This is a genomic window from Methylobacterium sp. 174MFSha1.1 (assembly GCF_900116815.1).
In the GTDB taxonomy this organism is placed as follows: domain Bacteria; phylum Pseudomonadota; class Alphaproteobacteria; order Rhizobiales; family Beijerinckiaceae; genus Methylobacterium.
In genome coordinates, this window is record NZ_FPCB01000007.1 from 203,805 (window position 1) to 230,244 (window position 26,440).

A 26,440-nucleotide genomic window follows, 5' to 3' on the forward strand; every position below is an offset into this window, starting at 1 on the left:
GCGAGGGGAAAGCACCATCTTGGCCAGCATCTGCGAGGGGAGCGCTTCGTCGCGCCCACCGCCTTCTCCACGGAAGAGCGATGCCCGAACTGCCCGAAGTCGAGACCGTGCGCCGCGGCCTGGAGCCGGCGATGGTCGGCGCCCACTTCACCGAGGTCGTGCTGAACCGGCCGAACCTGCGCTTTCCCTTCCCGTCGCGCTTCGCCGAGCGGGTGCGCGGCCAGGAGGTGACCGCCCTGTCGCGGCGCGCCAAGTATCTGGTGGCCGATCTCTCCTCCGGCGAGGCGCTGATCATGCATCTCGGGATGAGCGGGCGCTTCGACGTGCAACTGCCCGATGGCCGCACCGTGTCGCCCGGCGACTTCTACCTGGAGGGCGCGCAGGGTCAGTCGAAGCACGACCACGTCCGGTTCGCGCTCTCGAACGGCGCCCGGGTCGTCTACAACGACGCCCGCCGCTTCGGCTTCATGGACCTCGTGCCGTCGGCAGACCTCGCGACCTGCCGCCACTTCGCCGGCATGGGCATCGAGCCGCTCGGCAACGAGCTCTCGGGCGAAACGATCGCGGATCTGTTTGCGGGCAAGCGCACGCCGCTCAAGGCCGCGCTCCTGGACCAGCGGCTGATCGCGGGCCTCGGCAACATCTACGTCTGCGAGGCCCTGCACCGGGCAAAGCTCCACCCGGAGGCGCCGGCCGGCACCCTGGCCGACGCCGCCGGCCGCCCGACCGCGAAGGCCAAGCGCCTCGCCACCGTGATCCGCGACGTGCTCACCGAGGCGGTGGCGGCGGGCGGCTCCACCTTGCGCGACTACGTCCATACCGACGGCAGCGCGGGCGCGTTCCAGCATGCGTTCCGGGTCTATGACCGGGAGGGGCTGGGCTGCACGGCGAAGGGGTGCCGCGGGGTGGTGCGGCGGCTGGTGCAGTCCGGGCGCTCGACGTTCTATTGCGAGACGTGCCAGCCGCGGTGAGGGCGAGAGAGCGGTGCAGGCGCGATGTCGGAATCAGGCGACCTCATTGCTTGCGACCTGCTCACGGTCGCGGACGGCAACCGGATCTATTGGGAAAGCTACGTCCATCCGGACGGTCGTCCGGCCCTCTACCTGAACGGCGGTCCCGGCAGCGGCCTCGGGACCGGCAGCTATCGCCGCATTCCCGGACCGGGGGATGCGGGCCCTCGACTTTGGTGAGCAAGGCACGTATTTCAATCCATGTCAATTTAAACTTAAATTATTGATAAGCAGTGTCTGCTATAATTTTATGTATTTGCATTCTGCAATATTAAAGAAACTGTCATTTCGTATGATTAACGCAAGTCTGAAATCATTGCAAATGACTCGGGATCCGCAAATGAACATAAAATATTTTTTTGTTAAAAGCACGCTATTCAGATCATTTAGAACAGTTTTAATAATTTCTATAATTTCCCTACTGATCAATGTTCGTCGCTCGGATGATGATTATATATCCGCTCTTTTCTTGCAACATCCGCATGATGAATATTACATAATAATTAATCACATCATACCTGATATTGTGACCATAATAATATGTATCATAGGTCACATTGCTCCATGTCTTATATTATTTTTCTGTTTAATAATTATGAACATGGATCCATGGACTCCATTAATCAGAAGCATGCAGAGCCAAGGCAGGGTTCCGCCAGCACCAATGATAAAGAACACATTAGCATACTATATTCCGTATCAATTTATGGCCTATTTATTGATTATTTATATCATCACTTATCTTGTATACAAAATATATGCGATACATAAAAATCATAGAACGCGATAACTATTATCTATGTATTGCCGTTTTGTTCTCTACGATCAAGAAAGGACGTCTGACTTCATTCACGGAACATGACACAGCAGGTTGTGCGGTGCAGGTACGATGGCCGCCGCGCAAGCTGCTGTGTCGTGTCCCGTGGGTTCGATTCTCGAATTTTCGTCAAACATCTGGCTTGTCATCGAGGATTCGAGATAGTTCAACGGCCTCGTCGATCTCGGGCCTGCCCGAGATCGAGTTGATGCGTCAGCATCTTAGGCCGTTGGCGTCAGACCGTCCGCCCCCCATCGATCGGCATCTCCACCCCCGTGATGAACTCCGCCTCGTCGGAGGCCAGGAACAACGCCACGTTGGCGATGTCCGAGGCCCGCGACATCCGGCCGAGCGGGATCGTGGCGACGAACTTCGCCCGGTTCTCCGGGGTGTCGGGCACGCCCATGAAGGCTTCGAGCAGGCCGGTCTCGCCCATCACCGGGCAGAGGGCGTTGACGCGGATCTTCCACGGTGCCAGCTCGACGGCGAGCGACTTCGACATCAGGTTCACCGCCCCCTTCGAGGCGTTGTACCAGGTCAGGCCGGGACGGGGCCGGATGCCGGCGGTCGAACCGACGTTGAGGATCACGCCGCCGCCATTGTCGCGCATCGCCGGCGCCAGCGCCCGGACGAAGTGGAAGATCGACTTCACGTTGACCCGGAAGACCCGGTCGAAGGCCTCCTCGTCGACCTCCATCAGCGGCTGGTTGCGGTGGGTGGTGCCGGCATTGTTGACGAGGATCTGCGGCGTGCCAAAAGCCTCGGTTGTACGTGCGACGGCTGCCTGCACGTCCTCGGCGCTGCCGACATCCGCCGCGATGGCGATCGCCGACGCGCCGATCTCGCCTGCGACGCGCTCGGCGGCGTCGCCGCGCAGGTCGAGCACTGCGACCTTGGCGCCTTCCTCGGCGTAGCGCTTGGCGATGCCCTCGCCGAAGCCGCCGCCGGCGCCGGTGACGATCGCGACCTTGCCGTTCAGCCTCATGGGAAACACTCCTTGGTCACGCGGCCGAGATCTCGCCGCGCTCGATCTGGATGGTGGTGTCGACCAGCGCCCGCAGCAGGTCCGGGCTGCTCTCGGTGATCAGGATCGCGACGTCGGGGAGCGCGGCCCGCAGGCGGGCCAGGGCCTCGGCGTAGCGAAGGGCGAGAGCCGGGGCGAGGCCCTGGAACGGCTCGTCGAGGAGCACCGCGCGGGTGCCGACCATCAGGGCCCGGCCGAGCGCCACCATCTTGCCCTGGCCGCCCGACAGGCCCGCCGCCTTGCGGGGGGCGAAGTCCTTCAGTTCCGGCAAGAGCGCGTAGACGGAATCGAGCCGCCGCGCGACCTCCGCCTTCGGCAGTCCCAGCACTTGCGCGGGCAGCAGCAGGTTGTCCTGCACCGTGAAGCTGCCGAACAGCTTGCGCTCCTCCGGGGCGTAGCCGATGCCGAGCCGCGCGCGGTGATGCGCCGGGACGGCGCCGGCCTCCTGCCCGTCGAGGACGAGACGGCCGGCCTGGAGGGGGAGGAGCCCCATCAGGGCGCGGAGCGTCGTGGTCTTGCCGGCGCCGTTGCGGCCGATGAGCGCCACGCGCCCGCCCGGCGGCACCTGGAGCGAGACGCCGCGCAGCACCGGCGCCCCGGCGATCGCGACCGCCGCCCCCTCAAGCCGCAGCATGGGCGCCTCCCGCGGGTGCGATGCCGATCACCGTGCGCTGCACCTCCGGGTCGTTGAGGATCTGGGCCGGCGGGCCGAGCGCCGCGATCTTGCCCTGGCCCCAGACCGCCACCCGGTCGGCGAAGCGTCCGACCACCTCCATGTCGTGCTCCACGAACACCGCCGTGACGCGCGCCTCGCGCAGGACCCGCACCAGGGTCTCGACGATGGCCATCTTCTCGGCCGCGGCGACGCCGCTCGTCGGCTCGTCCATCAGGAGGAGGCGGGGGCGGAGCGCCACCGCCATGGCGATGTCGACGAGCTTGCGCGCGCCCTCGTTGAGGGCGTCGGCCCGCACATCCAGGATGCGGGTGAGGCCGAAGCGCCCGATCAGCTCCGCCGCCTCGTCGCGGAAGCGCGGGCGCAGGAGCGGGTTCAGCACCGACCACACGCCCTCGCGGGCCGCCACCGCGAGCGCCACGTTCTGCAAGACGGTGTGCTCGGTGAAGAGCTGCGGCAGCTGGAAGCTGCGCGCCACGCCGAGATCGACGATGCGGCGCGGCGACAGGCCGAGGATCGGCTTGCCCTCGAAGGCGATCGAGCCGCTCTGCGGCTTCAGGTAGCCGGTCGTCATGTTGATGAAGGTGGTCTTGCCGGCGCCGTTCGGGCCGATGATCGCCAGGAACTCGCCGGCCTCGACGTCGAGGTCGATCCCGTCGGCGGCCTTGAGGCCGCCGAAGGCGAGACGCAGGTCCCGGGCCTGGAGGAGCGCGGTCATGCGGCCCTCCTGCGGCTCGCGATCATGCCCCAGAGGCCGCCCGGCGCGAACACGATGACCCCGAGAAGCACGAGGCCGAGCACCAATTGCCAGGCGTTGGCGAAGGTGGCCGCCGCGTAGACCCGGGTCAGTTCGTAGGCCGCCGCGCCCAGGAACGGCCCGATCACGCTGCCGGCGCCGCCGAGGATCGCGATGAAGACGAGCTCGCCGGACGTGGTCCAGTAGCTGAGCGCCGGCGTCACGTGGCGGGTGGTGAGCGCGATGATCGCCCCGGCGAAGCCCGCCATCACGGCGGAGGCCACGTAGGCGGCGAGCAGCACGCGCTTGGGCGACACGCCCATGAAGTCGAGCCGGGTCTCACGGGTCTTGATGCCGGCGAGCGCCTCGCCGAGGGGGGAGGCGAGCGCCACCCGCACCAGGGCGCCGCAGGCCAGAGCCAGGACGAGGGCGATCCCCAGCACCGTCCACTCGCCCGCCTCGCCGGCGAGCGGCCGGCCGAGGAAGGTCACCGGCGGGAGCCGGATTCCGTCGGCGCCGTGCGTCAAGGAATAGAACTTCTCCAGCACCGAGTAGAACACCATGCTGAGCGCGAGATTCAGCATGCCGAAGAAGATCTCGCGGTAGCGCACCACGAAGAGCCCGATGAGCAGGCCGAGCAGGCCGGCGAGCACGCCTGCGAAGGGCACGAGCAGCAGGGCCTCCGGCACGGCCATGGCCCCGAACGCCACCGTGTAGGCGGCGAGCGCGAGGTAGAGCGCGTGGCCGAAGCTGACCTGGCCGGCGCGCAGCAGCAGCAGGATGCCGAGCACCGCGAGCCCCTTGGCGAGCGCGATGGTGAGGACGAAGCGCAGCCACGGCACCGCGTAGGCAAGCGCGACGACCAGCACGGCGCCGGCGAACGCGAGCAGGGTTTCGGAGCGGCGGGTCATGGCGCCACGCCTCCTTCAAGGATGCAGGTCATATCCGCCGGGTCTCCGCCACGCCGAACAGGCCTTGGGGCCGGAACAGCAGCACCGCCACCATGATGGCGTAGGGCACCACCACCTCGAATTCCGGCGCGACGTAGACCGCGAAGGAGCGGCCGAGGCCGATGAGGAGGGCCGCCACCGCCGCGCCCTCGATCTGGCCGAGGCCCGCGGTCGCGACCACGGCGAAGGAGAGCACGATGGTCGAGGCGCCGACGCCCGGCACCAGCGAGACGGTGGGCGCCGCGAGCGCGCCGCCGAGCGCCGCGAGCGCGGCGCCCACCGTGAAGGTCAGCATCGTCACCTTGGCGGCGTCGATGCCCATGGCGCGGGCCGCCTCGCGGTCGACCGTGACCGCGACGACCATCCGGCCGGTCAGCGTGTAGCGCAGCACGTAGGCGAGGATCGCGAGGGTGGCGAGCGCCACCCCCGGCAGCACGTAGAGCTGGTAGGCGGTGAACGGGATCACGTCCTGGCCGAACGGCACGTCGACGGTGCCGAGCCACTTCAGCGGCGCGTCGAACACCACCGGCTGCACGCCCCAGACCAGCTTCTGCAGGTCCTCCAGGATCATGAACAGCGCGAAGGTGACGAGGAGCTGCAGCACCGGCTCGCGGTCCTGCATCCGGCGCAGCAGCAGCCGCTCGATCACCGGCCCGAGCACCACGCCGACTAGCACGGAGGCCGCGAGCAGGATCGGCAGGCCGAGCCAGGGCGGGGCGCCGAGGGAGGCGGCGAACAGCCCGAGGGAGGCCGCGGCGTAGCCGCCGATGGCGTAGAGGCTGCCATGGGCGACGTTGAGCACCCGCAGCACGCCGAACACCAGGTTCAGCCCCACCGCCACCATGAACACGGCGGCGGCGTAGGACAGCCCGTCGAGCAACGCCAGCCCGACGAGGATCCCGTTCTCCGACAACCAGGCCATCAGCTCTTGAAGGCCTGCGCCTGCGGCAGCTTGCCCACCATGTCGGGGGTCAGCGTCTTCAGCCAGTCCGCGCTCTTCTGGCCGACCGGCGTCGTGACAGAGTCGGCCGGGAAGACGATCATGTCGGTGAGCACCGGGAACGGGTACTTGTCGGAGTGCAGCGTGGTGCCGATGAGCTGGTTCTCGAGGCCCTGGCCGTCCTCGCGGATGCGCACGCTCGCCGTCGGCGAGGGGAATTCCAGGCCCTTGAAGGCGGCCGCCAGCTCCGCGTCGGTCGGCCAGCCGCCGCCCTTCGCCGCCACCGCCTTCTCGATGCCGGCCTTCATCGCCGAGACGGCCTGGGCCATATGGAAGCAGGGGTAGATCGGCCAGGCATTGTACTTGGCGCGGTAATTGTCGCTGAAGCGCTTCAGCCGCTCCGGGTCGGCCGGCGACGGGTGCAGGAACCAGTGGTCGCCGCGGGCGCCGACAATGTGGCCGGCCGGCAGCGCCTTGCCGACGCGCTGGAGCGAGGATTCGGCGAGCGGCATCACGAAGGTCGAGCGCTCGAACAGCTTGCGGTCCGAGGCCTGGCGGATCAGCGCGTCGAGGTCGCCGCCCCAGGAGGTCGAGAGGACCACGTCGGGCCTGAGCGCCAGCACGCGGGTGATCTCGGTCGAGAAGTCGGTGGCGCCGAACCGGGGGAACAGCTCGGCCGAGACCTTCACACCCGGCTTCAGGGTGTTCATCGCTGTCCGGAAGATGTCCCAGGAATCGCGGCCCCAGGCGTAATCCTGGTTGATCACGGCGATGGACTTGAAGTCGGGCTTCACCTTCAGGAGGTAGAGGAGCGCCGCCAGGATCTCCGGCGTCGCGTTGGCCTGGGTGCGGAAGGCGTAATTGTAGCGGTTGTCCTCGAAGATGCGCTGGGTGCCGCAATCCCACAGCAGCGTCGGCCGCTTCAGCTCGTCGGCGAGCGGCGCGCAGGCGATGCAGTCGGCGGACGAGATCGCCGCGAAGATCAGGTGCACGCCCTCCGACTGCACCAGCCGGCGGTACTCGCCGACGACGTGATCGACGCCCGGGCCCTCGTCGACGAAGATCGGCCGTACCTTGACGCCCGCGATGCCGCCGGCGGCGTTGATCTCGTCGAACAGCATCTCGGCGGTCTGGCGGCCGGGGACGCCGAAGACGCTCGCCGGGCCGGACAGGTAGGTGGCGATGCCGACCTTCAGCTCGGCGGGCTTCGCCCCTTGCGCGAAAGCAGAGCCGCCCGGCAGCATCAGGCTCGCTCCCGCAGCGCCTGCACCGACCAGCGCCTCGCGCCGCGTGAGCATCCCGGCACGACCCGTCCCAGCCATCGGCTTCCTCCCTGACTTCAACACCGCGCACGGGCCCCTCTGGAGTTTGGCGTCGGGGGCCTCGCCGCGGCGCGGATCATGGGGGTGCGGTGACCGCCTGTCCAATAGCTTGTGCGGGCGCGTGCCAGAGGTTCGAGATATGGCTGGGGACGGCCGGCTCGATCGTGGCGCAGAGCGGTGGGAGATCGGAGAGGTGGATCGCGCCCGGGCAGCCGGCCTTCCGAAAAAAATCACCACGCCCTTTCCCGGACGACTGAAACGCAGTGGAAGGAGATCCGGGATCCAGCGCGAAAAGTCGCGAAGCGTCTTTATGTCTGCAACGTCGCAAAGACAGAGCCGCTTCGCGGCACGTCTCGTGCTGGATCCCGGATCTCCCTCCGCTTCGCTTCAGTCGTCCGGGAAAGGGGAGGAGACGGGATCGGCGGCGCGTGGCCGCCGGCACGAGCACCGCCATCGATGGATTGAACGAAGCGCGCCCGTCATCGTTAGGGCCTGGATACCCCCATCCTGTACGGAGGATTCCATGAGCCACGCCCACAAGCCCCTCGGCGAGCAGGTGATCGTCATCACCGGCGGCTCCAGCGGCATCGGGCTCGCCACGGCCCGGATGGCGGCGCGGGCGGGCGCCCGGGTGGTGCTCGCCGCGCGCAACGCCGAGGCGTTGGCGACGATCCAGGAGGAGATCGAGGCTGCGGGCGGGCAGGCGACCCACGTCGTCGCCGATGTCGGCCGGCGCGAGGACGTGCAGGCCATCGCCGACAAGGCGGTGCAGCGCTTCGGCGGCTTCGACACCTGGGTCAACGATGCCGGCATCTCGATCTACGGCCGGCTGGAGGAGGTCTCGGACGAGGACCACGACCGCCTGTTCCAGACCAATTTCTGGGGCGTGGTCTACGGTTCGCTGGTGGCCGCACCCCATCTTCGCCGGCGCGGCGGCGCGATCATCAACCTCGGCAGCATCGCCTCCGACCTCGCGATCCCGCTCCAGGGCATGTACTCGGCGAGCAAACACGCGATCCGCGGCTTCACCGACGCGCTCCGGTCCGAGCTGGACCTCGACCGCGCCCCGGTCTCGGTGACGCTGATCAAGCCGGCGGCGATCGACACCCCGTTCCCGCAGCACGCCCGCAACTACCTCGACCGCGAGCCGAAGCTGCCGCCGCCGGTCTACCACCCGGACGAGGTCGCCCACGCGATCCTGCACGCCGCGGTCTACCCGCAGCGCGAGATCATCGTCGGCGGCGGCGGCCGGGCGATGACCGGCCTCAAGAAGCTCGCGCCCGGCACCTTCGACCGCCTCGGCGGCGTGATGGCGGACCAGCAGCTGCGCGCCGAGCCGCCGCGCGATCCCAACGGCGCCCTCCACCGGCCGGCCCAGGACGGCCACGTGCGCGGCGACCATCCGGGGATGGTGCGCCATACCAGCACCTACACGCGGGCTGCGCTCAACCCCCTGACCACCGGCGCGGTGATGGCCGGCATCGGCCTCGCCGCGGCGGCCCTGATGAAGCGGCGGGCCTGACCTTTCCAGCAGCGGCATGGCGTGGAAGAAGCCCTGTCATGCCGACTGTCCTTCTCTACGCCGCCGCCGCGCTCGCCGAGATCGCCGGGTGCTTCTCGGTCTGGGCCTGGTGGCGGCTCTCGGCCTCGGCCCTGTGGCTCGTGCCGGGGGGCCTGGCGCTCGGCGCCTTCGCGTTCCTGCTGGCGCTGACCGAATCGGACGCCGCCGGCCGCGCCTTCGCGGCTTATGGCGGCATCTACATCGCGGCCTCGCTCGCCTGGCTGTGGGTCGCGGAAGGGCAGCGGCCGGACCGGTTCGATTGCGCCGGAGCTGCGCTCTGCCTCGCGGGGGCGGTGGTGATCGTGCTGGCGCCGCGGGGATAGTCTCGTTCGGCCGGGCAGGAGGATGGATCTTTCGACCTCCACCTCACAGGGGCATCCCGGGGCCGCGCAGCGGAACCCGGGATCCATAGCCGCTGACGATGCAAGATGAAGCGGAACGCGGTCCGCTCTTTCAGGCATCCTCAGCGGTTATGGATCCCGGGTTCCGCTGCGCGGCCCCGGGATGACAAGGAGGGTGGGAGAAGCATCGTTTCCTTTGAAATAAAGAAGACTATCCGGCAGCCCGCAGCACCGATTTCGGCATCACCCCGTACGCCTTCTTGAACGCCCGGCTGAAATGCGAGAAGTCGCTGAAGCCGCACTGCATCACCACTTGCCCGACATTGCGGGCCTGGCCCTCCTCGAGCAGCCGGTGGGCCAGCGCCAGCCGCTGCTGCCACAGCCAGCGGATCGCCGTGGTGCCGTCCGCCGCGAAGGCGCGGCAGAGGGTGCGCAGCGACACGCCGAGGCGGTTGGCCACCGTGGCGAGGTCGAGGTCGGGGTCCTCGATATGAGCGAGCAGGAAGGTCTTGGCCTGGCGCACGAGGTCGTCCTCGGCGACTTTGCGCCCCGGCGCCGTCAGGCTCGCCTCCAGCGAGGCGGTGAGCAGTTCGAGGAACGCGTTGCCCATGCGCTGCGAGCTGCTCTCGCTCAGCGGGCTCTCCAGTTCGACGATGTCGGTCAGGGTGTGGGCGAGGGTCGAGGCCAGCGGCTGGTCAGGCCGGATGATCCGCGCGGCGAGATGCTCGAAGTCGGGCAGCCGCGCCGCGATCTGGCGCCGGGCCATCCGGGCGACGATCATCCGGGTGTCCTGCTCGAACTCCCACAGGAACGGCCGGGCCGAGTCGTAGATCACGAGATCGCCCACGGCGGGAAGCGCGCAGCGATCGTCCTGCACCAGCCGGCCGGTACCGCTCTTCATCAGCGCCACGAACACGTCGTCGTCCGGCATCCGCCGCAGGCAGGCGGCGTCGCGGCGGTTCTCCATCGGCGAAAACCGGATGTCGCAGACGTTGACCTTGCCGAGCGCCACCTTGCGCAGGCGCGCCGAGAACGGTCCGCCGTCGATCTTCCGCATCGTCTCCGACGGGCTCAGATGCGCGCAGATCGCGTCGCGCCAGTAGGAGAAGCGGTACTGCTCGGCGAGCACGTTGGTGTCGAAGGTGGTGATCGGGGCGGGCGAAGGGGCCGGGAAGTAGGCCGACGGCGGCGAGGCGGTGAGCGATGCCATGACTGTCCCTCCGGCGGATCCGGGCCTCGGGCGGGCCCGCGATGCGTGTCGCGTCCGGACCGGCTCAAGCAACGACGGTGCCAGCCGGGACCGGGACGGCCGGTCATAGGCCGAGTGGACTGGTCCGCCGGGGCAGGACGAGCATAGCCGTCGTCGGGAACGTGACGACCGCTCGACCGGGGATTCTCGACGGCGCGGTGCTCATCTCCGCCGGCCTTCGCGTCACCCCGCCAGCGCTCTTGCCGCCCGCTCGGCCACCAGGATCACCGTCGCGTTGAGATTGGCCGAGATCATCCGCGGAAACACCGAGGCGTCGGCGACGAACAGGCCGTCGAGCCCGTGCACCGCGAAGCTCCGCGGGTCGACGACCGCGCCGGGATCGGTGCCCATCCGGCAAGTGCTCGACGGGTGGTAGAGCGAGGTAAGGTGGCCGCGCACGTGCCGGGCGATGCCGGCCTCGTCCCGGCATTCGGCCGAGGGGCTGAGCTCGTGGGCGATCACCGCGGCGAGCGGACCGGCCGCCGCGATGGCCCGGTTGATCCGCACCCCCTCGACCAGGGTGGCGAGGTCGCGGCCGCCCTCGTCCGAGAGGTAGCGCGGGTCGATCGCCGGCGCCGCGAGCGGATCGGCCGAGCGCAGGCGGATCTCGCCGCGGCTCTCGGGCCGTTGCAGCACCGCGAACAGGGTGAAGCCGGAGCCCGGATAGAGGAACCGGCCATAATCGCGATGCGGGGCGGCGATGCCGTAGAGCTGGAGGTCGGGTTCGATGCCGGCCCGCGTGGCGACGTGGCCGCCGGCCGCGGCCCAGTTCGAGGTCCGCGGGCCGGTGCGGTGCGCCTGCCATTCCGCGAGGCTCTCGGCCGCGCGCACCGCGCCGAGGCCGACCGGGCGCGTGGCCGCGAAGGCGAGGGTGATCGCCGGGTGGTCCTGCAGGTCCTGGCCGACACCGGGGAGGTCGTGCAACGGCGCGACCCCGGCCGCCCTCAGCGCGTCCGCCGGGCCGATGCCGGAGAGCATCAGGAGGTGGGGCGAGGCGATGGCGCCGGCCGCGAGCACGACCTGCCCGGCCCGTACCCGCTCGGGCCGGCCGTTGCGCAGGTACTCGACGCCGACGGCGCGGCCTTGCTCGATCACGAGGCGGGTGACGAGCACGCCGGTCTCGATCGTGAGGTTTGGCTGCTCCCGCGCCGGGTCGAGATAGGCCCGCTTGGTGCCGAAGCGCTCGCCGCCCCGGGTGGTCAGCTGGAAGAAGCCGACGCCCTCCTGGCTTGCGCCGTTGAAGTCCGGGTTCGCCGGATGGCCGGCCGCCAGTGCGGCCTCGTGCCAGAGCGTCTCGCCCTCGTCGCGATACGGGCAATCCTCGACCGGCAACGGACCGCCGGTGCCGTGCAGCGGGTGGTTGCCGAAGCGGCGATTGTCCTCGGACGAGAGGAAATCCGGCAGCACGTCGCGCCAGCCCCAGCCGGGGCAGCCCATCGCCTCCCAGGTATCGTAGTCCGAGGGCAGGCCGCGCAGGTAGATCATGGCGTTGAGCGAGCCGGAGCCGCCGAGCATGCGGCCGCGGGGCCAGAAGATCCGGCGGTCGCGGCATTCGACTTGAGGCTCGGTGTGGAAGCCCCAGTCGGCGCCGGTGTTGAACAAGCTCGGCCAGTCGGACGGGACGACGGCGCCGAGGGGCGGCTCGCCGCCGGATTCCAGCAGCAGCACCCGGCGCGCCGGGTCGGCGCTGAGCCGCCCGGCGAGCACGCAGCCGGCGCTGCCCGCGCCGACGATCACGGTGTCGTAGGAGGTCATCGGCGGGAGGTCATCGTTCCGAGATCTCGTCGGCGGTCACCAGGACGACCTCGCCGTCGAGGATCGGCTGCGCGATGGCGAAGAACCGCGCCACCGCCGCCGAGCCGTTGTGCCGGTCCATCGCCGCCTGATCGACGAACCGCTCGTAGGTGGTGAAGCGGGCGGGATCGCCCGCATCCTGCGAGACGAAGAAGCCGACCGTGTCCGGCTCGTTGTCTGCGACGTGGGCCGCCACGTCGAGGAGGGCGGCCCGCAGGGTCGCCTCCGCACCCGGCTTGGCGCGGAGGATGGCGCTGATGGTCTTCATGGGCCCGCCTTCAGAAGGTCTTCCAGTCGCCGGCGGCCTCGAAGGCGTGGGCGGCCTGGTAGATCGCGCTCTCGTTCCAGTCGCGTGCTGTCAGCATCAGCCCGACCGGCAGGCCGTCGACGAGGCCGCAGGGGATCGACATCGAGGGATTGCCGGTGACGTCCATCGGCGAGGTCGAGGCGACCATCTCGAAGGCGCGGACGATGATTTCTTCGAGCGGCGCGCCCTTCTCCGGCAGCTTGGTGGCGGTGCAGGGCAGGGTCGGGCACAGCAGCAGGTCGTAGGTCTTGAAGCACTCCGAAAAATCCTCCCGCACCTTGCGGGCGAGGTTCTGCGCCTTGGCGTAGTAGCGGCCGCGGTAATGGGTCAGGCCCCACTGGCCGATCAGCATCGAGATCTTCAGCGTCTCGGAGAGATCGTCGGCCTTGGCGCGCCAAGCCGAGTGGGCGTCGAACAGGCCGACGTCGTAGGCGCCCTTCCAGTTGAAGCCCATGCCGTTGCCGAGCATCATCTGCTGGGTCAGGCCCTCGAGCCCGATCGGCGTCCAGACCGAGGCCGCCGTCCGGTAGGCCGGCAGCGAGACCTCCTCGACCGTGGCACCCAGGGCCTCGAACCGGGCCGCCGCCGCCCGGACCTTGTCGGCCACCGCCTCCTGCATGCCGGGAGCGGAGAACCCCTCCAGCAGGAGGCCGATCTTCAGGCCCCTCGCGCCCTTCTTCAGCGCCTCCGTGTAGGCGGCGACCTGCGGCGCGTATTGGCGCGGATCGAGCCCGTCGGGCCCGGCCAGGACTTCGAGCAGCAGGGCGTTGTCGGCGACGCTCGCGGTCATCGGGCCGGTATGGTCGATCGTGGTCTCGATCGGCATCACGCCGGTATAGGGGACGAGGCCGTGGGTCGGCTTCATCCCGTAGATCCCGCAATACGCGGCCGGGATGCGGATCGACCCGCCCTGGTCGCCGCCGATCGCCATGTCGACCTCGCCGGCCGCCACCAGCGCGCCGCTGCCGGAGGACGAGCCGCCGGCCGAGTAGCCCATCCGGTGGGGGTTGTGGACCGGCCCCGGATCCGAGGTGTGGCTGCCGCCGGACAGGCAGAAATGCTCGCACACCGCCTTGCCGAGGATCGTCGCGCCGGCATCCAGCATCCGGGTCACGATGGTGGCGTCCGTGGCCGGCACGAAGCCTTCGAGGGTCGAGGCGCCGTTCATCATCGGCACGCCGGCCAGCGCGACGTTGTCCTTCAGCGCCACGGTCTTGCCCGCCAGCTTGCCGGTGTCGGCGCCCTTCACCTCGCTCTTCCAGTACCAGGCGCCGAGGGGGTTCTCCTCAGGGCTCGGCCGGGTGCCGGGGGTGCGGGGATACTTCACCGGGGGGATGTGGTCGGGCAGGGCGTCGACCACGTCGTAGGCGTCGAACGAGGCGTCCATCAGGGCGCGGTAGGCGGCGGCCTCCTCGGGCGACAGCGACATGTGGAGGCTGGCGGCGAGCTCGCGGACCTGATCGGCGCTCGGGCGGGTGATGGCCATGGGGCGTCTCCTGTTGGTTGTAGCGGGTTGGGAACGTTCACGCTCCCCTTTCCCGGACGACTGTAACGAAGTGGAAGGAGATCCGGGATCCAGGGGAGAAGTGCCGCGAAGCGGCTCTATAGTTGCAATGTTGCAGACACACGGTCGCTTCGCGAGTCCTTGCGCTGGATCCCGGATCTCCTTCCGCTTCGCTGTTCTCGTCCGGGAAAGGAGTGGGGGGCGAGTAAGGGCGGGTATTACCCCCTTAGGCCGCCGCCATGCCGATCCGCCCCGCCAGCAGGTCCTCGCGCGAGACCTCGCCGGTGATGCGGCCCTTCTGGATGCCGAGCACCCGGTCGGACAGCGAGGTGATGAAGTCGAGGTTCTGCTCGACGATGATCATCGACAGGTCCCAGCGCTTCTTCAAGGCGAGCAGCGTCTCGATGATCTCCTCGATGATCGAGGGCTGGATGCCCTCCGTCGGCTCGTCGAGGAGGACGAGCTTCGGCCGGGTGCAGAGGCAGCGGGCGAGCGCCAGCAATTGCTGCTCGCCGCCCGAGAGGGCGCCGCCGCGCCGGTCGAGCAGGCGCACGAGGCGGGGAAAGTCGGCCAGCACGTCGTCGATGATGCGGGGATCCTCCTTCGGCGCGCTGGCGAGCCCCATGCGCAGGTTCTCGCGCACGCTGAGGGTGGCGAAGATCTCGCGGCCCTGCGGTACGAGGCCCATCCCGAGACGGGCACGCTGGTGGATGGGCAGCCGCGTGACCTCGGTGCCGGCAAAGCGCACCGTGCCGGCGGTCGCCGGGATGTGGCCCATCAGGGTCCGCATCAGGGTGGTCTTGCCCATGCCGTTATGGCCGAGGATGCCGAGATACTCTCCGGGCGCCAGGCTGAAATCGACGCCCATCAGGATCGGCACCCGGCCGTAGCTCGCCCGCAGGTCTTCGACGTCGAGAAGCGCGCTCATGCCACCCCCTTCATGCCGCCACCTTCTTGCCGAGATAGACGTCGCGCACCCGCCGGTCGGCGAGCACGGCGTCGATCCCGTCCTCCATCATGATTCGGCCCTGGTGGAACACCGTGACCGTGCGGGCGATCATCTTGATGAACGCCATGTCGTGCTCGACCACGACGATCGCCCGGCTCTTGTTGATCTCGCGGATGATCTCGGCGGTGCGGTGGGTCTCCTCGTCGGTCATGCCGGCGGCCGGCTCGTCGAGGAGGATGAGGTCGGGATCGCCCGCCAGCACCGTGCCGATCTCGACCCATTGCCGCTGGCCGTGCGAGAGCTGCCCGACGGTGGCCCCGGCGAGATGCGTCAGCCGGATTTTTTCCAGGATCTCGTCGACGAGGGGCCCGGTGAATTTCGGCGTCGTCTTGCGCCGGGCAGAGAGCCAGATGTTCTCGCGCACCGATAGTCCGTTGAACACGTTCGGCACCTGCGTCTTGATGCCGATGCCGAGCCGGGCGATCTGGTGGCTCTGCAATCCCGTCAGAGGCTTGCCCCGGAACGCGATGGTGCCGGAGGTGGGCGTGAGCTGGCCGGTGAGCATCTTGAAGAAGGTGCTCTTGCCGGCGCCGTTCGGGCCGATCAGGCAGCGCAGCTCCATCTCGCCGAGGGTGAAGCTGACGTCGTCGTTGGCGACGACGCCGCCGAAGCGCATCGTCAGGTGCTCGGTCTTCAGGAGGGGGACGAGGGGGTCCATCAGTGCACCTCACGAAACTCCCGTGGCGCCGACGCTGCCACGGCGAGAGATGACGGTGATCGGGAGTTTCGTGAGAGACACTATTCGGCTCCCGCGATCTGGGTCCGGGCGGCGGTGACGGCGGCCGGGCGCCGTCTGGCCTTGCGGCCGAGCCCGAGGAGGGCGTTCTTCAGGGTCGGCACGATGCCCTTCGGCAGGAGCAGCACGAAGCCGACCAGGATCGCGCCCAGGACGAGATTGGCGTTGAAGGCCTGCTGCGAGCCGATCTTGGCGGTGAGGAACTGGATCAGGACACACCCGACCACCGGGCCGATCAGGGTGCCGAGGCCCCCCACGGTGATCCAGATGATGATCTCGGCCGAGAGCGACAGGGAGAAGATCGTCGGGCCGACGAAGGCGCCCCAGTTGACGTAGAGCGCCCCGGCGAGCCCCGCGACCGCGCCGCCGACCATGAACACCCCGAGCTTGACCAGCCGCGGATCGTAGCCGAGCAAAGCCGCCCGGGTCTCGTTCTCGCGCACGGCGACCGCGATGCGGCCGAAGGGGCTCGCCAGCAGGAGCCGCATCAGCAGGTAGACGGCGATCAAGGCGCCGCCGGTGACCCACCATCCGGCCTCGGGGCTCAGCACCGCGTCCGGGGTGTAGGGCGCGTTGAAGGTCGGCACCGAGGGGATGCCGTTGAAGCCGCCGAGGCGAGCCTGGCCGATCGTGTAGGCGTCGCCCGCCGTCGAGTTGACGACGTTGAATAGGATCAGCGTGACGGTGAGGGTGATGACCCCGAGATAGACCTCGCTGATCCGGCCGTAGAACACGAAGTAGCCGAGCGCCGCGGCGAAGAGGGCGGGAAAGAGGATCGCCAGCAGGACCGCGTTGGTGGAGTCTCCAAAGTTGATCGCCGCGATCGCGTAGGTGTAGCCCCCGAGACCGAAGAACGCGGTCTGGCCGAAGGACAGGATGCCGCCGAAGCCCCAGATGAAGCCGAGGCTGAGCGCCAGCACGCCCATGGCGGCGAACAGCGTCAGCTGCATCAGGGTGAAGAGTTCGAGATAGGTGGGTAACACGGCCACCAGGGCGATTGCGGCGATGACGGCGAGAGCCTGGAGGGCGCGCGATAGGGCGGCGGGCATGTCAGAGCGTCCCCTTGAAGAAGCGGCCGGAGATGCCCTGGGGCAAGAGGCGGATCAGCAGGATCGCGGAGAGGAAGAGGATCACCTCGCCGTAGACCGGGGTGGTGAAGTAGGCGCCGAGCTGGTTGACGAAGCCGAACAGTCCGGCGGCCGAGAGCGTGCCCGAGATGATCGCCGCGCCGCCGCCGACGACCGTGATGAAGCACTTGGCGACGAAGGCGGTGCCCATCACCGGCGTGATGCCCGAGACCGGCGCCAGCAGCCCGCCGGCAAGCCCCGTGATGGCCGCACCGATGCCGAAGGTCGCCATGTAGATCTTCGCCGGATTGACCCCGAGGGTCGCGGCCATGCCGGGATTCAGCATGACGGCCCGGGCGACGAGGCCGAAGCGGGTGAAGCGGAGCACGCCGTAGACCAGGGCCATCATCACGACGGCCATGGCGAGGAGGAAGATCGTGTACCAGCTCGACCGGTAGGCCCCGACCTGGAACCCGCCGAGCGGCGTCGGCACGCCGTTGATGGTGTTGCCGAAGATCGTGGTGACGAGACCGATGAGGCAGAGGCTCAGGCCCCAGGTCGCCAGCATCGAGTCGACGAGGCGCCCGTACAGGAAGCGGATCAGGCAGCGCTCGATGACGAGACCGACGAGGCCGACGAAGAGCGGGGCCACCACCAGCATGGCGATCCAGATGTTGAGCCCGGCATTGGCCGAGATCACCGTGGCGTAGGCCCCCAGCATCACGAACTCGCCGTGGGCGAGGTTGATGATCTTCATCATCCCGAAGATGATCGCGAGGCCAAGGCAGAGCAGGAACAGGGAGGCGGCCCCGTTTACCACGTCGAGCGCGATGATGAGCGACAGGTCCATGACGTCATCCGGGTGGGGAAGGGGAGGGTCGTGTGTCTTTCGGGCCTTCGGTCCTGCCACCCTCCGCGTCATCCCGGGGCCGCGCAGCGGAGCCCGGGATCCAGAACCGCGGATCTTTCAGGAAAGAGCAGGCAGCGTGCCGCTTCGTTCTGCATCACCTGAGTGTCTGGATTCCGGGCTCCGCTGCGCGGCCCCGGAATGACGATGGAGGAGATGAGTCACGTCGGTTGATCGACCCGATCCTCAGATCGAGATCTCGTACTGCTTGTTGTCCCGCGGGTTCTTGATCAGGTTGCACACCGCCGCGGTGTCCTGCGGCTTGGCATCGGGGAAGGTCTCCCGCACCGCCCATTTCCGGTCCTTGACCGCCGCCAGGTAGGCGTTGCGGGTGACGTGGTGGGTGGCGTGGTCGATCGTCACCTTGCCGGTCGGCCCGTCGAAGGACAGCCCCGTCTCCAGCGCCTCGGTCACCGCCATCCGGTCGATGGAACCTGCCTTCTTCACCCCCTCGACCCAGAGGTAGAACCCCTCGTAGGTCGCCGCCGCCAGTTCGCTGATGTAGGGAATGCTCGGCGACTGCTTCTTCAGCTTGGCGACGTAGGCCGTGCTCGCCGGCGTCGTCAGTTCCTCGAAGTAGCCGTAGGCGCCGAGCACGCCGTCGCTCTCGGCGGCGTTGAGGGTCGAGGGCTCGTTGACGAGGCCGAAGGTGGTCGAGGCGATCGGGATCTGGCCCTTCATGCCGGCCGAGGTCCATTGCCGATAGAACGCCGTGTGGTTGCCGCCGACCAGCGCCGAGAGCAGCAGGTCGGGCTTCGCCGCCTGGATCTTCGAGATCGTCGGGCCGAAATTCGTCACGTCGAGCGGGAAGAAGTCGACCGAGACCGTCTCGCCGCCCTGGTCCTTGACGTATTTCTGCATCCACTTGGCGGTGATCTGACCGTAGTTGTAATCGGCCGCGATGATGTAGACCTTCTTCTTGTCCTTCCCCATCGCGTAAGGCACCAGCTTCTCGACGGTCTGGGCCGGGGTGGTGCCGGTGCAGAAGGTGTTGCGGTCGCAGACCCCGCCCTCGTACAAAACGTTGTAGAAGTACAGCACCCGGAAGCGGTTGAAGGTCGGGCGGATCGCCTCGCGCGAGGCCGAGGTGATGCCGCCATGGACCACCGCCACCTTGTCGCGCACGGCGAGCTGCTGGGCGTATTGCGAATACATCTGGATGTTGGACTGGGTGTCGTAGTGCACGAGCTGCAGCGGCCGGCCGAGCAGGCCGCCCGCGGCGTTCACCTCCTCGATCCCGAGCTTCAGGCTCTCGACCATCGGCGTGCCGGAGGCGGCGATCGGGCCGGACTGGTCGTGCAGCGAGCCGACGAGAATCGGCGTCTCGCCCCGGGCGGACCGGAGCACGGCCGGCATCGCCAGGGTGGAGAGCGGAACGGCGGCCGCGGTACGGAGGAGGTCACGACGCGAGAGGGCCATCCTGGTCCGGGCTCCTGTTGCAGCACGCGGCACGTTGCCGACGACCCAAGGTTAGAAGAGGCCGGAGTGCCTGTGCTTGCCTGTGCTGACCAAAAAATTGGACTGGCCGTGCCAGGGGTGGGGAGGGCGCCCCCGGGCCGATCCCGGAGGTTCTTCTCCGTGAAAGCGGCGAAGGAGAATTCCCTGCTGCCATACACCTGTATTTTAGATAGATTTTCTTAGTTGCGCGCCGTTCTTGCACGTTCGCAGGAGGATGCCCTAAGCGGAGGCGATCCTTCCCCACAGACGGCCGGCCATGACCATCACGCGACGCAGCATCCTCGGGGCAGCCCCGGTCCTCGCCGCCGGCGCGGCCCTCGGACGGGTGACGCCGGTGCTCGCCGAAGGCCGCGCCGCGCCGCTGCGGGTCGGCGTGATCCCGATCCTCGCCGCGGCGCCGATCTACGTCGCCGAGAAGGAGGGCTGGCTGAAGCAGGCCGGCCTGTCGCTCGCGGTGACGACCTTCGAGTCGGGCCCCAACATGATCCAGGCGCTGGCGTCGGGTACCCTCGACGTCTACGTCGCGGGCGTGGCGCCGCTCGGCGTCGCGCGCTCGAAGGGAATCGACGTGAAGGTGGTGGCCGCCACCTCGGTCGAGGAGAACGTCTTCGTCGCCGGCCCCAAGCTCGCCCGCTTCGCCGAGACCGGAATCGCCCCGGCCGAGGTCTTCCGGCGCTACCGCGAATCCACCGGCACCCCGGCGCGGCTCGCCACCCAGCCCCTCGGCTCGGTGCCGAACACCACCCTGCAGCACTGGCTGTGGGAGGTGGCGAAGGCCGACCCGAAGGACGTGACGATCGTCTCGATGGGGATCGACGCGACCCAGCAGGCGGTGCTCGCCGGCGCGGTCGAGGGCGGAACCTTGCGCGAGCCCGCGGTCTCGATCGTCACCGGCCGCAACCCGGCGATCCGCCTGATGGCGCTCGGCGGCGAGATGTTCCCGAGCCAGCCCGGCACCGTCGTCGCCGTCACCCGCGCCCTCCTCGACAAGGAGCCCGAGGTCGCCCAGGCGATCGTGACCGGCGTCGTGCGGGCGGTCGACCTGATCGGCCGCGATCCGGAGCGCGTCGCGCCGATCGTCGAGGCCTCGCTCGGCAAGGGCCTCGTCGACACCGCCACCATCCGCCGGGCGCTGGCCTCGCCGGCGACGCGCTTCGCCGCCGATCCCCGCCGCATCGTCGAGGCGACGGCGGCGATGCAGCGCTACCAGGTGAAGATCGGCGCGCTGGAGCGCGAGGTGCCGCTCGACGGGCTGTTCGAGCCGCGGCTCTACGAGCGCGCCGTCGCCGGCAAGTGAGAGTCAACCCGTGAGATCCCGCCCCGCGGCGCTGCTGCTTCCGCTCCTGGGGCTCGCCGCCTTCTTCGCCCTGTGGGAGGCCGTGCCCCGGCTCGGCCTCGTCAACCCGGCTTTCCTGCCGCCGCCCTCGGTGCTGCCGGAAGCGTTCCTGCGCGAGCTGCGCTCCGGCCAGTGGCTCGCCGCCATCGGCGGCAGCCTCGGGCATTACCTCGTCGGCCTTGGCCTGGGCATCGGCCTCGGCATCGCCGCCGGCACGCTGACGGGGATGTCGCGCACGGCAGAGGGCCTGACCGCCTGGGTGGTGCGGGTGCTGCGCCCGGTGCCGGGCCTCGCATGGGTGCCCTTCGCGATCATCTGGTTCGGGGTCAGCCCGGAGGCGGCCCTGTTCATCGTGGCGATCGGGGTGTTCTGGATCGTCTACTTCGCGAGCCACGGGGCGATCCGCGGCGTCGACCGCGACCTGATCGAGCTCGCTGCCGCCTTCGGCTTCCGCTCCGCCCCCGAGCGCCTGGTCACGGTGGTGTGGCCCGCCGCCATGCCGGGGATCCTGGTCGGCGTGCGCACCGCCATCGGCCAAGCCTGGATGGCGGTGGTGGCGGCCGAGATCTTCGGGGTCGCCGGCCTCGGCCAGCGGATGATGCAGGCCTCGACGCTGCTCGCGACCGACATCGTGGTCGTCTACATGCTCACCATGGCGCTGCTCTACGGCGTGTTCGACGCCGCCTTCACCGCCCTTCAAGGCTGGATGCTCCGATGGCGGGCCTGATCGCGATCCAGGGCCTCGCCCTCACCTTCACCCGCGACGGCACCCGCACCACGGTGCTCTCCGGTCTCGATCTCGACATCGAGCCAGGGGAATTCCTGGCGATCGTCGGCGCCTCCGGCGTCGGCAAGTCGACGCTGCTGCGCGTGATCGCCGACCTCGTGCGCCCGAGTGCCGGCACCGTCTCGGTCAGCGCGCCCGAGCCGGGCCGCCGGGCCGTCGCCCTGGTGTTCCAGGATTCGCGCCTGCTGCCCTGGCGCCGGGTCCTCGACAACGTCGCCTTCGGGCTCGAGAAGCTGAGACTGCCCCGGGCCGAGCGGCGCCGGCGGGCGCAAGCCGCCCTGGACCGGGTGGGTCTCGGGGCGCTCGCCGGGCGCTGGCCGTTCCAGCTCTCCGGCGGCCAGCGCCAGCGGGTGTCGCTCGCTCGCGCCCTGGCGGTCGAGCCGCACGTCCTGCTCATGGACGAGCCGTTCTCGGCCCTCGACGCGCTCACCCGCGAGACCCTGCAGGACGAGCTCGCCCGGCTCTGCCGCGCCTCGGGCCAGACCGTGCTGTTCGTCACCCACGACATCGAGGAGGCGGTCTACCTCGCCGACCGGGTCGTAGTCCTGGCAGGGAGCCCGGGCCGCATCGTCGCCGCCCACCGCATCGCGGCGGGCCAGCCGCGGGACCGGGCGGCGCCGGAGCTGAAGGCGATCACGCAAGCGATCCGGGAGGATCTGGCGGGGGTGGCGGGCGAGAGGCGGGTGGACTTGCCGGACGCGCGGTGACGATGTCGCTCGGGCCGCGCGTCTTCGACATGGCTGGATAGGAAAACAACCTCCGCTCCCACGCTCGCCCCTTTCCCGGATCTCCTTCCGCTGACGCTGCAGTCGTCCGGGAAAGGGCGGAGGGTTATCGATGGGCGGCAGTTCGAGCCACAAGGCTATGGATGGCAGCGCTCGGATGCCGCGCCTCACCCAACCCCCGGCAAGCACCCTTCCGTCACCCGCCAGCCCCGCATCTCCACCGCCGTACCGGCCGGCCCCGCCAGCATCAGGCCGACCGTGGCCTCGCTCTGGCGCTTGCGCATCCGGGTGGCGCCGTAGATCGTCTGCCAGCTGCCGCGGCGGGTGAGATCCGCCTCCCGGCGGGCATGGGGTGCGGCGTCGACGAAGGCGAGGGCGGCCCGCGTCCCGGAAAAGTCCTCGGGCAGCCGGATCTCCGCCGCGACGACGTGGAGGCGGTTCGGCCGCAGGCCCTCGACCGGGTAGGAGGCGGCGAGCGCGCCCGGCTCGGGCGCGGCGACCGCCAGCGCGGGGCGGGTGGTGTCGGCCGCTTCGAAGAGCGGCGGGCCGTCGGGCGCCAGGGCAGGGGGCTCGACCAGGCTGTGGCGCAGGGCGTAGGCCCGGCCGCAGACCGCGAGCCAGCCCGGCAGGTCGGCGTCGGTGGCCGCGGCGTAGGGCGCGAAATGGGGCAGCGCGCCCTGCATCAGGCCCTCGCCGCGCCAGACCACCCGGCCGGGCGGCGCTTCCGCCGCCGCGCAGACCCGCAGCAGGGTCACCGGGCCGATCGCCCGCAGGGCGCCGAACAGGCGGCGCACCGCGCCCTCGCTCTCCCCGGGCGGTCCCTTGCGGACCAGGATCTTGTCCCCCGCCGCGAGGTCGGCGAGCAGCCGCTCCTTCAGGTAGTCGACCCGGCGGATCTCCCGCGCCAGGATGTCGGCGGGCTTCACGCGGGGCGCGGTGTCGCCGGTGTGATAGGCGAAGCCGTACCGGCGACTGTGGCAGAACAGGTAGCCGCCGGCGCCGACCCGGACCTCGATGTCGTCCGCCCCGCCGTAATGGGCAAATCGCGTCTCGACCGCGTGGACGAGGTCGGCGATCGGCGCCGAGGAGAGGCGGAACAGCCCGAGGGGGTCGGCGCCGGCATAGCGCTGGGCGATGCCGAACTCGCAATTGTCGCCGAGGCTCTCGAAGGCGCCGAGCAGGGCGGCCGCGCTGAGGCCGACAGGTGCCGGAGCGGCCTGGCGAAACAACGCGATCATGCGGCCGAGGCTTTGCCCGGGAACGACTCAGGCGCGCCGTCCCCGGCCAGGACCTTGCCGGGATTCAGGATGCCGAGCGGGTCGAGGGCGCCCTTGAGGCGGCGCATCAGGTCGAGGGCGACCGGGTCCTTGTAGCGGGTCAGCTCGTCCCGCTTGATCAGGCCGACGCCGTGCTCGGCGGCGATCGAGCCGTCCATGGCGTGGACGATGTCGTGGACGATGCGGTTGAAGCGCGGCCACTCGGCGAGGAAGGCCGCCTTCTCGGCCCCGACCGGCTGGGTCAGGTTGAAGTGGATGTTGCCGTCGCCGAAATGCCCGAAGGCGCAGACCCGCACCCCCGGCAGGGCCGCCTCGCAGGCACTGCCCGCCCGCTCCAGGAACTCCGCCACCCGGGAGACCGGCACCGAGACGTCGTGCTTGATCGAGCCGCCCTCGTAGCCTTGCATCTCCGACAGGCTCTCGCGCAGGCGCCACAGGGCGGCCCCTTGCGCCGCGCTCTGGGCCAGCACCGCGTCCTCGGCGAGCCCGGCCTCGATCAGGTCGGCCGCTTGCGCCTCCAGCTCCTCGGGCGCGTCGGATGCCGGCGAGGAGATCTCGACGAGGGCGTAGGAGTGATGGTCGCCGGCGAGCGGCCGCACCGCGCCGGGCAGGTGGCGCAGCACCACCTCCAGGGGGAAGCGCGGCACGTACTCGAAGGCCGTGAGCCGGGGCCCGAGCCGGTCGCGCAGGCGCCCGAAAGCGTCGAGCGCCGCGCGCGCCGAGGCGAGGCCGAGGAAGGCGGTGGCCTTCGAGACGGGCTTCGGATGCAGCCGCAGCACCGCGGCGGTGATGATGCCGAGCGTGCCCTCCGAACCGACGAAGAGGTTCTTCAGGTCGTAGCCGGAATTGTCCTTGCGCAGGGCCCGCAGGCCGTTCCAGACCTGCCCGTCGGCCAGCACCACCTCGAGGCCGAGGGTCAGCTCGCGGGCATTGCCGTAGGCGAGCACCGCGGTGCCGCCGGCATTGGTGGCGAGGTTGCCGCCGATGTGGCACGAGCCCTCGGAAGCGAGCGAGAGCGGAAACAGCATCCCGGCGGCGTCGGCAGCCGCCTGGACGTTGGCGAGCACGCAGCCGGCCTCGACCGTGATGGTGGAATCCAGCGGATCGACCGCCCGCACCCGGTCGAGGCGGGCGAGCGAGATCACCACGCCGCCGAACGGCACGCCGCCGCCGACGAGCCCGGTATTGCCGCCATGGGCCACCACCGGCACCCGCGCGGCGGCGCAAGTCCCCACCACGAAGGCGACCTCCTGCGTGTCGCGCGGGCGCACGACCGCCAGCGCCTCGCCCCGGTAGAGGCCGCGGGTCTCGGCGAGATGGGGGGCGAGGTCCGTCGCCTCGGTGAGGACGTGCGCCGGCCCGAGACGGGCCGCGATCGTGTCGAGCAGGCTGTGGGTCACGGAAGCGCGCATCTCGAGGCAGGAGGGTTGCGGCGGGACGGGATGGCGCACCGCGGCACCGCCCTCTAGATAGCGGTCGGCCGGCCCCTTTTCCAAGATGCGCGGCCCTTCGCGAAACTTCGCCCGAGACAGCAGCCCCATGCTCTCCGTGATCCCGAACCCGCCGCGCACCGCGCTCCCGATCCATGGCACCGACGACCTGTTTCCCGTGCGCCGGGTCTACTGCGTCGGGCGCAACTTCGCCGCCCATGCCCGGGAGATGGGCGCCGACCCGACCCGCGAGCCGCCGTTCTTCTTCATGAAACCCGCCGACGCCCTCCAGGTGGTGCCGGACGGCCAGACCGTGGAGCATCCCTACCCGCCGAAGACCGCGAACTACCACCACGAGGTCGAGATGGTGGTGGCGATCGCCAAGGGCGGCCGCGACATCCCGGTGGAAGAGGCCCTCGACCACGTCTACGGCTACGCCGTCGGCCTCGACATGACCCGCCGCGACGTCCAGGAAGAGGCCAAGGCCCTGCGCCGGCCGTGGGAGCTCGGCAAGGCCGCGGACCTGTCGGGCCCGGTCGGCACGCTCAAGCCCGCTTCGGTCATCGGCCACCCGGACAAGGGCGCGATCACCCTGTCGGTCGACGGAACCGTCCGCCAGACGGGCGACCTCTCCGACATGATCTGGTCGGTGGCCGAGCAGATCGCCTACCTCTCGACCTACTTCGTGCTGGAGCCCGGCGACGTGATCTTCGCCGGCACGCCGGAGGGCGTCGGCGCGGTGACCCGCGGCCAGACCATGGTCGGGGCGATCGAGGGCGTGGGCGAGATCCGCCTGACCGTCGTCTGAGGAGGAACGCGGGATGACGCGCCGACAGGCCCTGCTGATGCGGGGCGCCCACCTCGTCTGGCGCTTCACCCGCGGGATGACCCTGGGGGTGCGCGGGGCGGCGATCGATCCGGAGAACCGGGTCTGCCTCGTGCGCCACACCTACATGGACGGCTGGCACTTGCCGGGCGGCGGCGTCGAGCCGGGCGAGACGGCGCTCGCGGCCATCGCCCGCGAGTTCCGCGAGGAGACGGGAATCGTCCTCGATCCGGACGCGACGCCGGCCCTGCACGGCTTCTACTTCAACGACCGCGCCTCGAAGCGCGACCACGTCGCGCTCTACGTCGCCCGCGCCTTCACGGTGCCGGTGCCGAAGACGCCCGACCGCGAGATCGCGGCCGCGGCCTTCTTCCCCCTCGACGCCCTGCCGCCGGAGACCTCCCCGGCGACCTGGGCGCGGCTGGCCGAGATCCGCGACGGAACGGCGCCCGCCGCGACCTGGTAGGGATCCCCGAAGCCGGCTCCGCAACCGACGCCGCAACCTCTTGCGCTCCCCGGCGGAATGGTGTTTATGCCGCTCATCGGCGCCGCCACGGTGACGCCGGCGGAAAACAGCGAGCGGGTGTAGCTCAGGGGTAGAGCACAACCTTGCCAAGGTTGGGGTCGAGGGTTCGAATCCCTTCGCCCGCTCCA

General features: G+C 69.6%; 25 protein-coding genes and 1 tRNA gene. 9 read left to right on the forward strand and 17 right to left on the reverse strand.

The window, feature by feature from the left end; all coding sequences use genetic code 11:
* Positions 1–80: 80 nt before the first annotated feature.
* Positions 81–971 carry a bifunctional DNA-formamidopyrimidine glycosylase/DNA-(apurinic or apyrimidinic site) lyase gene (gene mutM, locus BM430_RS05925; protein WP_093566314.1) on the forward strand — a complete coding sequence of 297 codons (891 nt, stop codon included), beginning with the start codon at positions 81–83 and terminating at the stop codon, positions 969–971.
* 1,091 nt (positions 972–2,062) lie between these two features.
* On the opposite strand, the gene BM430_RS05930 is transcribed toward mutM, so the two are convergent.
* Genes BM430_RS05930 through BM430_RS05955 form a run of 6 tightly spaced genes read right to left on the reverse strand, consistent with a single transcriptional unit; the run spans position 2,063 to position 7,472 of the window.
* Positions 2,063–2,812, reverse strand: a complete 750-nt coding sequence (locus BM430_RS05930) for an SDR family oxidoreductase (RefSeq protein ID WP_093566315.1) — start codon at positions 2,810–2,812, stop codon at positions 2,063–2,065.
* A gap of 16 nt (positions 2,813–2,828) precedes the next feature.
* Positions 2,829–3,485 carry an ABC transporter ATP-binding protein gene (locus BM430_RS05935; protein ID WP_093566316.1) on the reverse strand — a complete coding sequence of 219 codons (657 nt, stop codon included), beginning with the start codon at positions 3,483–3,485 and terminating at the stop codon, positions 2,829–2,831.
* Positions 3,472–4,242, reverse strand: coding sequence for an ABC transporter ATP-binding protein (locus BM430_RS05940; protein ID WP_093566317.1), 771 nt, complete (start codon positions 4,240–4,242; stop codon positions 3,472–3,474). The genes BM430_RS05935 and BM430_RS05940 overlap by 14 nt, the downstream gene beginning before the upstream one ends.
* Positions 4,239–5,171 (reverse strand): branched-chain amino acid ABC transporter permease, encoded by a 933-nt coding sequence (locus tag BM430_RS05945; RefSeq protein ID WP_093566318.1) that lies wholly within the window; start codon positions 5,169–5,171, stop codon positions 4,239–4,241. Before BM430_RS05945 ends, BM430_RS05940 begins: the two co-directional genes overlap by 4 nt.
* Positions 5,172–5,199: 28 nt before the next feature.
* On the reverse strand, positions 5,200–6,132 hold the full coding sequence (locus tag BM430_RS05950; protein ID WP_093566319.1) for a branched-chain amino acid ABC transporter permease: 933 nt from the start codon (positions 6,130–6,132) through the stop codon (positions 5,200–5,202).
* Positions 6,132–7,472, reverse strand: coding sequence for an ABC transporter substrate-binding protein (locus tag BM430_RS05955; RefSeq protein WP_093566320.1), 1,341 nt, complete (start codon positions 7,470–7,472; stop codon positions 6,132–6,134). The genes BM430_RS05950 and BM430_RS05955 overlap by 1 nt, the downstream gene beginning before the upstream one ends.
* A 523-nt stretch (positions 7,473–7,995) precedes the next feature.
* On the opposite strand from BM430_RS05955, the gene BM430_RS05960 reads away from it, so the two are divergent.
* Positions 7,996–8,994, forward strand: a complete 999-nt coding sequence (locus BM430_RS05960) for an SDR family oxidoreductase (RefSeq protein WP_093566321.1) — start codon at positions 7,996–7,998, stop codon at positions 8,992–8,994.
* Positions 8,995–9,032: 38 nt separating this feature from the next.
* Positions 9,033–9,356 carry a YnfA family protein gene (locus tag BM430_RS05965; RefSeq protein WP_093566322.1) on the forward strand — a complete coding sequence of 108 codons (324 nt, stop codon included), beginning with the start codon at positions 9,033–9,035 and terminating at the stop codon, positions 9,354–9,356.
* A 229-nt stretch (positions 9,357–9,585) separates the two neighbouring features.
* Here BM430_RS05965 and BM430_RS05970 read toward each other — a convergent pair whose 3' ends face one another.
* From BM430_RS05970 to BM430_RS06010, 9 genes are all read right to left on the reverse strand, one after another.
* Entirely contained in the window at positions 9,586–10,584 is a 999-nt protein-coding gene (locus tag BM430_RS05970; RefSeq protein ID WP_093566323.1) for a helix-turn-helix domain-containing protein, read from the reverse strand.
* A gap of 222 nt (positions 10,585–10,806) precedes the next feature.
* Positions 10,807–12,378, reverse strand: a complete 1,572-nt coding sequence (locus tag BM430_RS05975) for a GMC family oxidoreductase (protein WP_093566324.1) — start codon at positions 12,376–12,378, stop codon at positions 10,807–10,809.
* A gap of 10 nt (positions 12,379–12,388) precedes the next feature.
* A complete protein-coding gene (locus BM430_RS05980; RefSeq protein WP_093566325.1) occupies positions 12,389–12,685 on the reverse strand; it encodes a putative quinol monooxygenase in 297 nt (98 codons plus the stop codon).
* A gap of 10 nt (positions 12,686–12,695) precedes the next feature.
* The gene (locus BM430_RS05985) at positions 12,696–14,210 is read right to left on the reverse strand and encodes an amidase (protein ID WP_093566326.1); all 1,515 of its coding nucleotides are present in this window, start codon (positions 14,208–14,210) and stop codon (positions 12,696–12,698) included.
* Between the two features lie 244 nt (positions 14,211–14,454).
* Positions 14,455–15,156, reverse strand: coding sequence for an ABC transporter ATP-binding protein (locus BM430_RS05990; protein ID WP_093566327.1), 702 nt, complete (start codon positions 15,154–15,156; stop codon positions 14,455–14,457).
* A gap of 10 nt (positions 15,157–15,166) precedes the next feature.
* Positions 15,167–15,895, reverse strand: a complete 729-nt coding sequence (locus tag BM430_RS05995) for an ATP-binding cassette domain-containing protein (protein WP_093566328.1) — start codon at positions 15,893–15,895, stop codon at positions 15,167–15,169.
* An 80-nt stretch (positions 15,896–15,975) separates the two neighbouring features.
* Positions 15,976–17,022 carry an ABC transporter permease subunit gene (locus BM430_RS06000; protein WP_093566329.1) on the reverse strand — a complete coding sequence of 349 codons (1,047 nt, stop codon included), beginning with the start codon at positions 17,020–17,022 and terminating at the stop codon, positions 15,976–15,978.
* Between the two features lies 1 nt (position 17,023).
* Positions 17,024–17,890, reverse strand: a complete 867-nt coding sequence (locus BM430_RS06005) for a branched-chain amino acid ABC transporter permease (protein WP_093566330.1) — start codon at positions 17,888–17,890, stop codon at positions 17,024–17,026.
* A 243-nt stretch (positions 17,891–18,133) separates the two neighbouring features.
* Positions 18,134–19,366 carry an urea ABC transporter substrate-binding protein gene (locus tag BM430_RS06010; protein WP_093566331.1) on the reverse strand — a complete coding sequence of 411 codons (1,233 nt, stop codon included), beginning with the start codon at positions 19,364–19,366 and terminating at the stop codon, positions 18,134–18,136.
* 295 nt (positions 19,367–19,661) lie between these two features.
* On the opposite strand from BM430_RS06010, the gene BM430_RS06015 reads away from it, so the two are divergent.
* From BM430_RS06015 to BM430_RS06025, 3 genes are read left to right on the forward strand one after another with little or no spacing between them, the layout of a single operon-like run.
* Positions 19,662–20,702: an ABC transporter substrate-binding protein gene (locus tag BM430_RS06015; protein WP_093566332.1), complete on the forward strand. Its 1,041-nt coding sequence runs from the start codon at positions 19,662–19,664 to the stop codon at positions 20,700–20,702.
* A 10-nt stretch (positions 20,703–20,712) separates the two neighbouring features.
* The gene (locus BM430_RS06020; RefSeq protein WP_093566333.1) at positions 20,713–21,468 is read left to right on the forward strand and encodes an ABC transporter permease; all 756 of its coding nucleotides are present in this window, start codon (positions 20,713–20,715) and stop codon (positions 21,466–21,468) included.
* Entirely contained in the window at positions 21,456–22,235 is a 780-nt protein-coding gene (locus tag BM430_RS06025; RefSeq protein WP_093566334.1) for an ABC transporter ATP-binding protein, read from the forward strand. Before BM430_RS06020 ends, BM430_RS06025 begins: the two co-directional genes overlap by 13 nt.
* 185 nt (positions 22,236–22,420) lie before the next feature.
* Here the strand turns inward: BM430_RS06025 and BM430_RS06030 are convergent, their stop codons facing one another.
* On the reverse strand, positions 22,421–23,491 hold the full coding sequence (locus tag BM430_RS06030; RefSeq protein WP_093566335.1) for a hypothetical protein: 1,071 nt from the start codon (positions 23,489–23,491) through the stop codon (positions 22,421–22,423).
* Positions 23,488–24,942, reverse strand: coding sequence for an FAD-binding oxidoreductase (locus BM430_RS06035; protein ID WP_093566431.1), 1,455 nt, complete (start codon positions 24,940–24,942; stop codon positions 23,488–23,490). Before BM430_RS06035 ends, BM430_RS06030 begins: the two co-directional genes overlap by 4 nt.
* Positions 24,943–25,069: 127 nt before the next feature.
* Between BM430_RS06035 and BM430_RS06040 the strand changes: the two genes are divergently transcribed.
* From BM430_RS06040 to BM430_RS06050, 3 genes are all read left to right on the forward strand, one after another.
* A complete protein-coding gene (locus BM430_RS06040; protein WP_093566336.1) occupies positions 25,070–25,768 on the forward strand; it encodes a fumarylacetoacetate hydrolase family protein in 699 nt (232 codons plus the stop codon).
* Positions 25,769–25,781: 13 nt separating this feature from the next.
* Complete coding sequence (locus tag BM430_RS06045) at positions 25,782–26,252, forward strand: NUDIX domain-containing protein (RefSeq protein ID WP_093566337.1); 471 nt, start codon at positions 25,782–25,784, stop codon at positions 26,250–26,252.
* Positions 26,253–26,365: 113 nt separating this feature from the next.
* Positions 26,366–26,440, forward strand: a tRNA-Gly gene (locus BM430_RS06050).

What these genes read in the sequence shown, in the direction of transcription:
- mutM (WP_093566314.1), top strand. Translation starts at nt 81, where the DNA reads ATGCCCGAACTGCCCGAAGTCGAGACCGTGCGCCGCGGCCTGGAGCCG.
- BM430_RS05930 (WP_093566315.1), bottom strand. Translation starts at nt 2,812, where the DNA reads ATGAGGCTGAACGGCAAGGTCGCGATCGTCACCGGCGCCGGCGGCGGC.
- BM430_RS05935 (WP_093566316.1), bottom strand. Translation starts at nt 3,485, where the DNA reads ATGCTGCGGCTTGAGGGGGCGGCGGTCGCGATCGCCGGGGCGCCGGTG.
- BM430_RS05940 (WP_093566317.1), bottom strand. Translation starts at nt 4,242, where the DNA reads ATGACCGCGCTCCTCCAGGCCCGGGACCTGCGTCTCGCCTTCGGCGGC.
- BM430_RS05945 (WP_093566318.1), bottom strand. Translation starts at nt 5,171, where the DNA reads ATGACCCGCCGCTCCGAAACCCTGCTCGCGTTCGCCGGCGCCGTGCTG.
- BM430_RS05950 (WP_093566319.1), bottom strand. Translation starts at nt 6,132, where the DNA reads ATGGCCTGGTTGTCGGAGAACGGGATCCTCGTCGGGCTGGCGTTGCTC.
- BM430_RS05955 (WP_093566320.1), bottom strand. Translation starts at nt 7,472, where the DNA reads ATGGCTGGGACGGGTCGTGCCGGGATGCTCACGCGGCGCGAGGCGCTG.
- BM430_RS05960 (WP_093566321.1), top strand. Translation starts at nt 7,996, where the DNA reads ATGAGCCACGCCCACAAGCCCCTCGGCGAGCAGGTGATCGTCATCACC.
- BM430_RS05965 (WP_093566322.1), top strand. Translation starts at nt 9,033, where the DNA reads ATGCCGACTGTCCTTCTCTACGCCGCCGCCGCGCTCGCCGAGATCGCC.
- BM430_RS05970 (WP_093566323.1), bottom strand. Translation starts at nt 10,584, where the DNA reads ATGGCATCGCTCACCGCCTCGCCGCCGTCGGCCTACTTCCCGGCCCCT.
- BM430_RS05975 (WP_093566324.1), bottom strand. Translation starts at nt 12,378, where the DNA reads ATGACCTCCTACGACACCGTGATCGTCGGCGCGGGCAGCGCCGGCTGC.
- BM430_RS05980 (WP_093566325.1), bottom strand. Translation starts at nt 12,685, where the DNA reads ATGAAGACCATCAGCGCCATCCTCCGCGCCAAGCCGGGTGCGGAGGCG.
- BM430_RS05985 (WP_093566326.1), bottom strand. Translation starts at nt 14,210, where the DNA reads ATGGCCATCACCCGCCCGAGCGCCGATCAGGTCCGCGAGCTCGCCGCC.
- BM430_RS05990 (WP_093566327.1), bottom strand. Translation starts at nt 15,156, where the DNA reads ATGAGCGCGCTTCTCGACGTCGAAGACCTGCGGGCGAGCTACGGCCGG.
- BM430_RS05995 (WP_093566328.1), bottom strand. Translation starts at nt 15,895, where the DNA reads ATGGACCCCCTCGTCCCCCTCCTGAAGACCGAGCACCTGACGATGCGC.
- BM430_RS06000 (WP_093566329.1), bottom strand. Translation starts at nt 17,022, where the DNA reads ATGCCCGCCGCCCTATCGCGCGCCCTCCAGGCTCTCGCCGTCATCGCC.
- BM430_RS06005 (WP_093566330.1), bottom strand. Translation starts at nt 17,890, where the DNA reads ATGGACCTGTCGCTCATCATCGCGCTCGACGTGGTAAACGGGGCCGCC.
- BM430_RS06010 (WP_093566331.1), bottom strand. Translation starts at nt 19,366, where the DNA reads ATGGCCCTCTCGCGTCGTGACCTCCTCCGTACCGCGGCCGCCGTTCCG.
- BM430_RS06015 (WP_093566332.1), top strand. Translation starts at nt 19,662, where the DNA reads ATGACCATCACGCGACGCAGCATCCTCGGGGCAGCCCCGGTCCTCGCC.
- BM430_RS06025 (WP_093566334.1), top strand. Translation starts at nt 21,456, where the DNA reads ATGGCGGGCCTGATCGCGATCCAGGGCCTCGCCCTCACCTTCACCCGC.
- BM430_RS06030 (WP_093566335.1), bottom strand. Translation starts at nt 23,491, where the DNA reads ATGATCGCGTTGTTTCGCCAGGCCGCTCCGGCACCTGTCGGCCTCAGC.
- BM430_RS06035 (WP_093566431.1), bottom strand. Translation starts at nt 24,942, where the DNA reads ATGCGCGCTTCCGTGACCCACAGCCTGCTCGACACGATCGCGGCCCGT.
- BM430_RS06040 (WP_093566336.1), top strand. Translation starts at nt 25,070, where the DNA reads ATGCTCTCCGTGATCCCGAACCCGCCGCGCACCGCGCTCCCGATCCAT.
- BM430_RS06045 (WP_093566337.1), top strand. Translation starts at nt 25,782, where the DNA reads ATGACGCGCCGACAGGCCCTGCTGATGCGGGGCGCCCACCTCGTCTGG.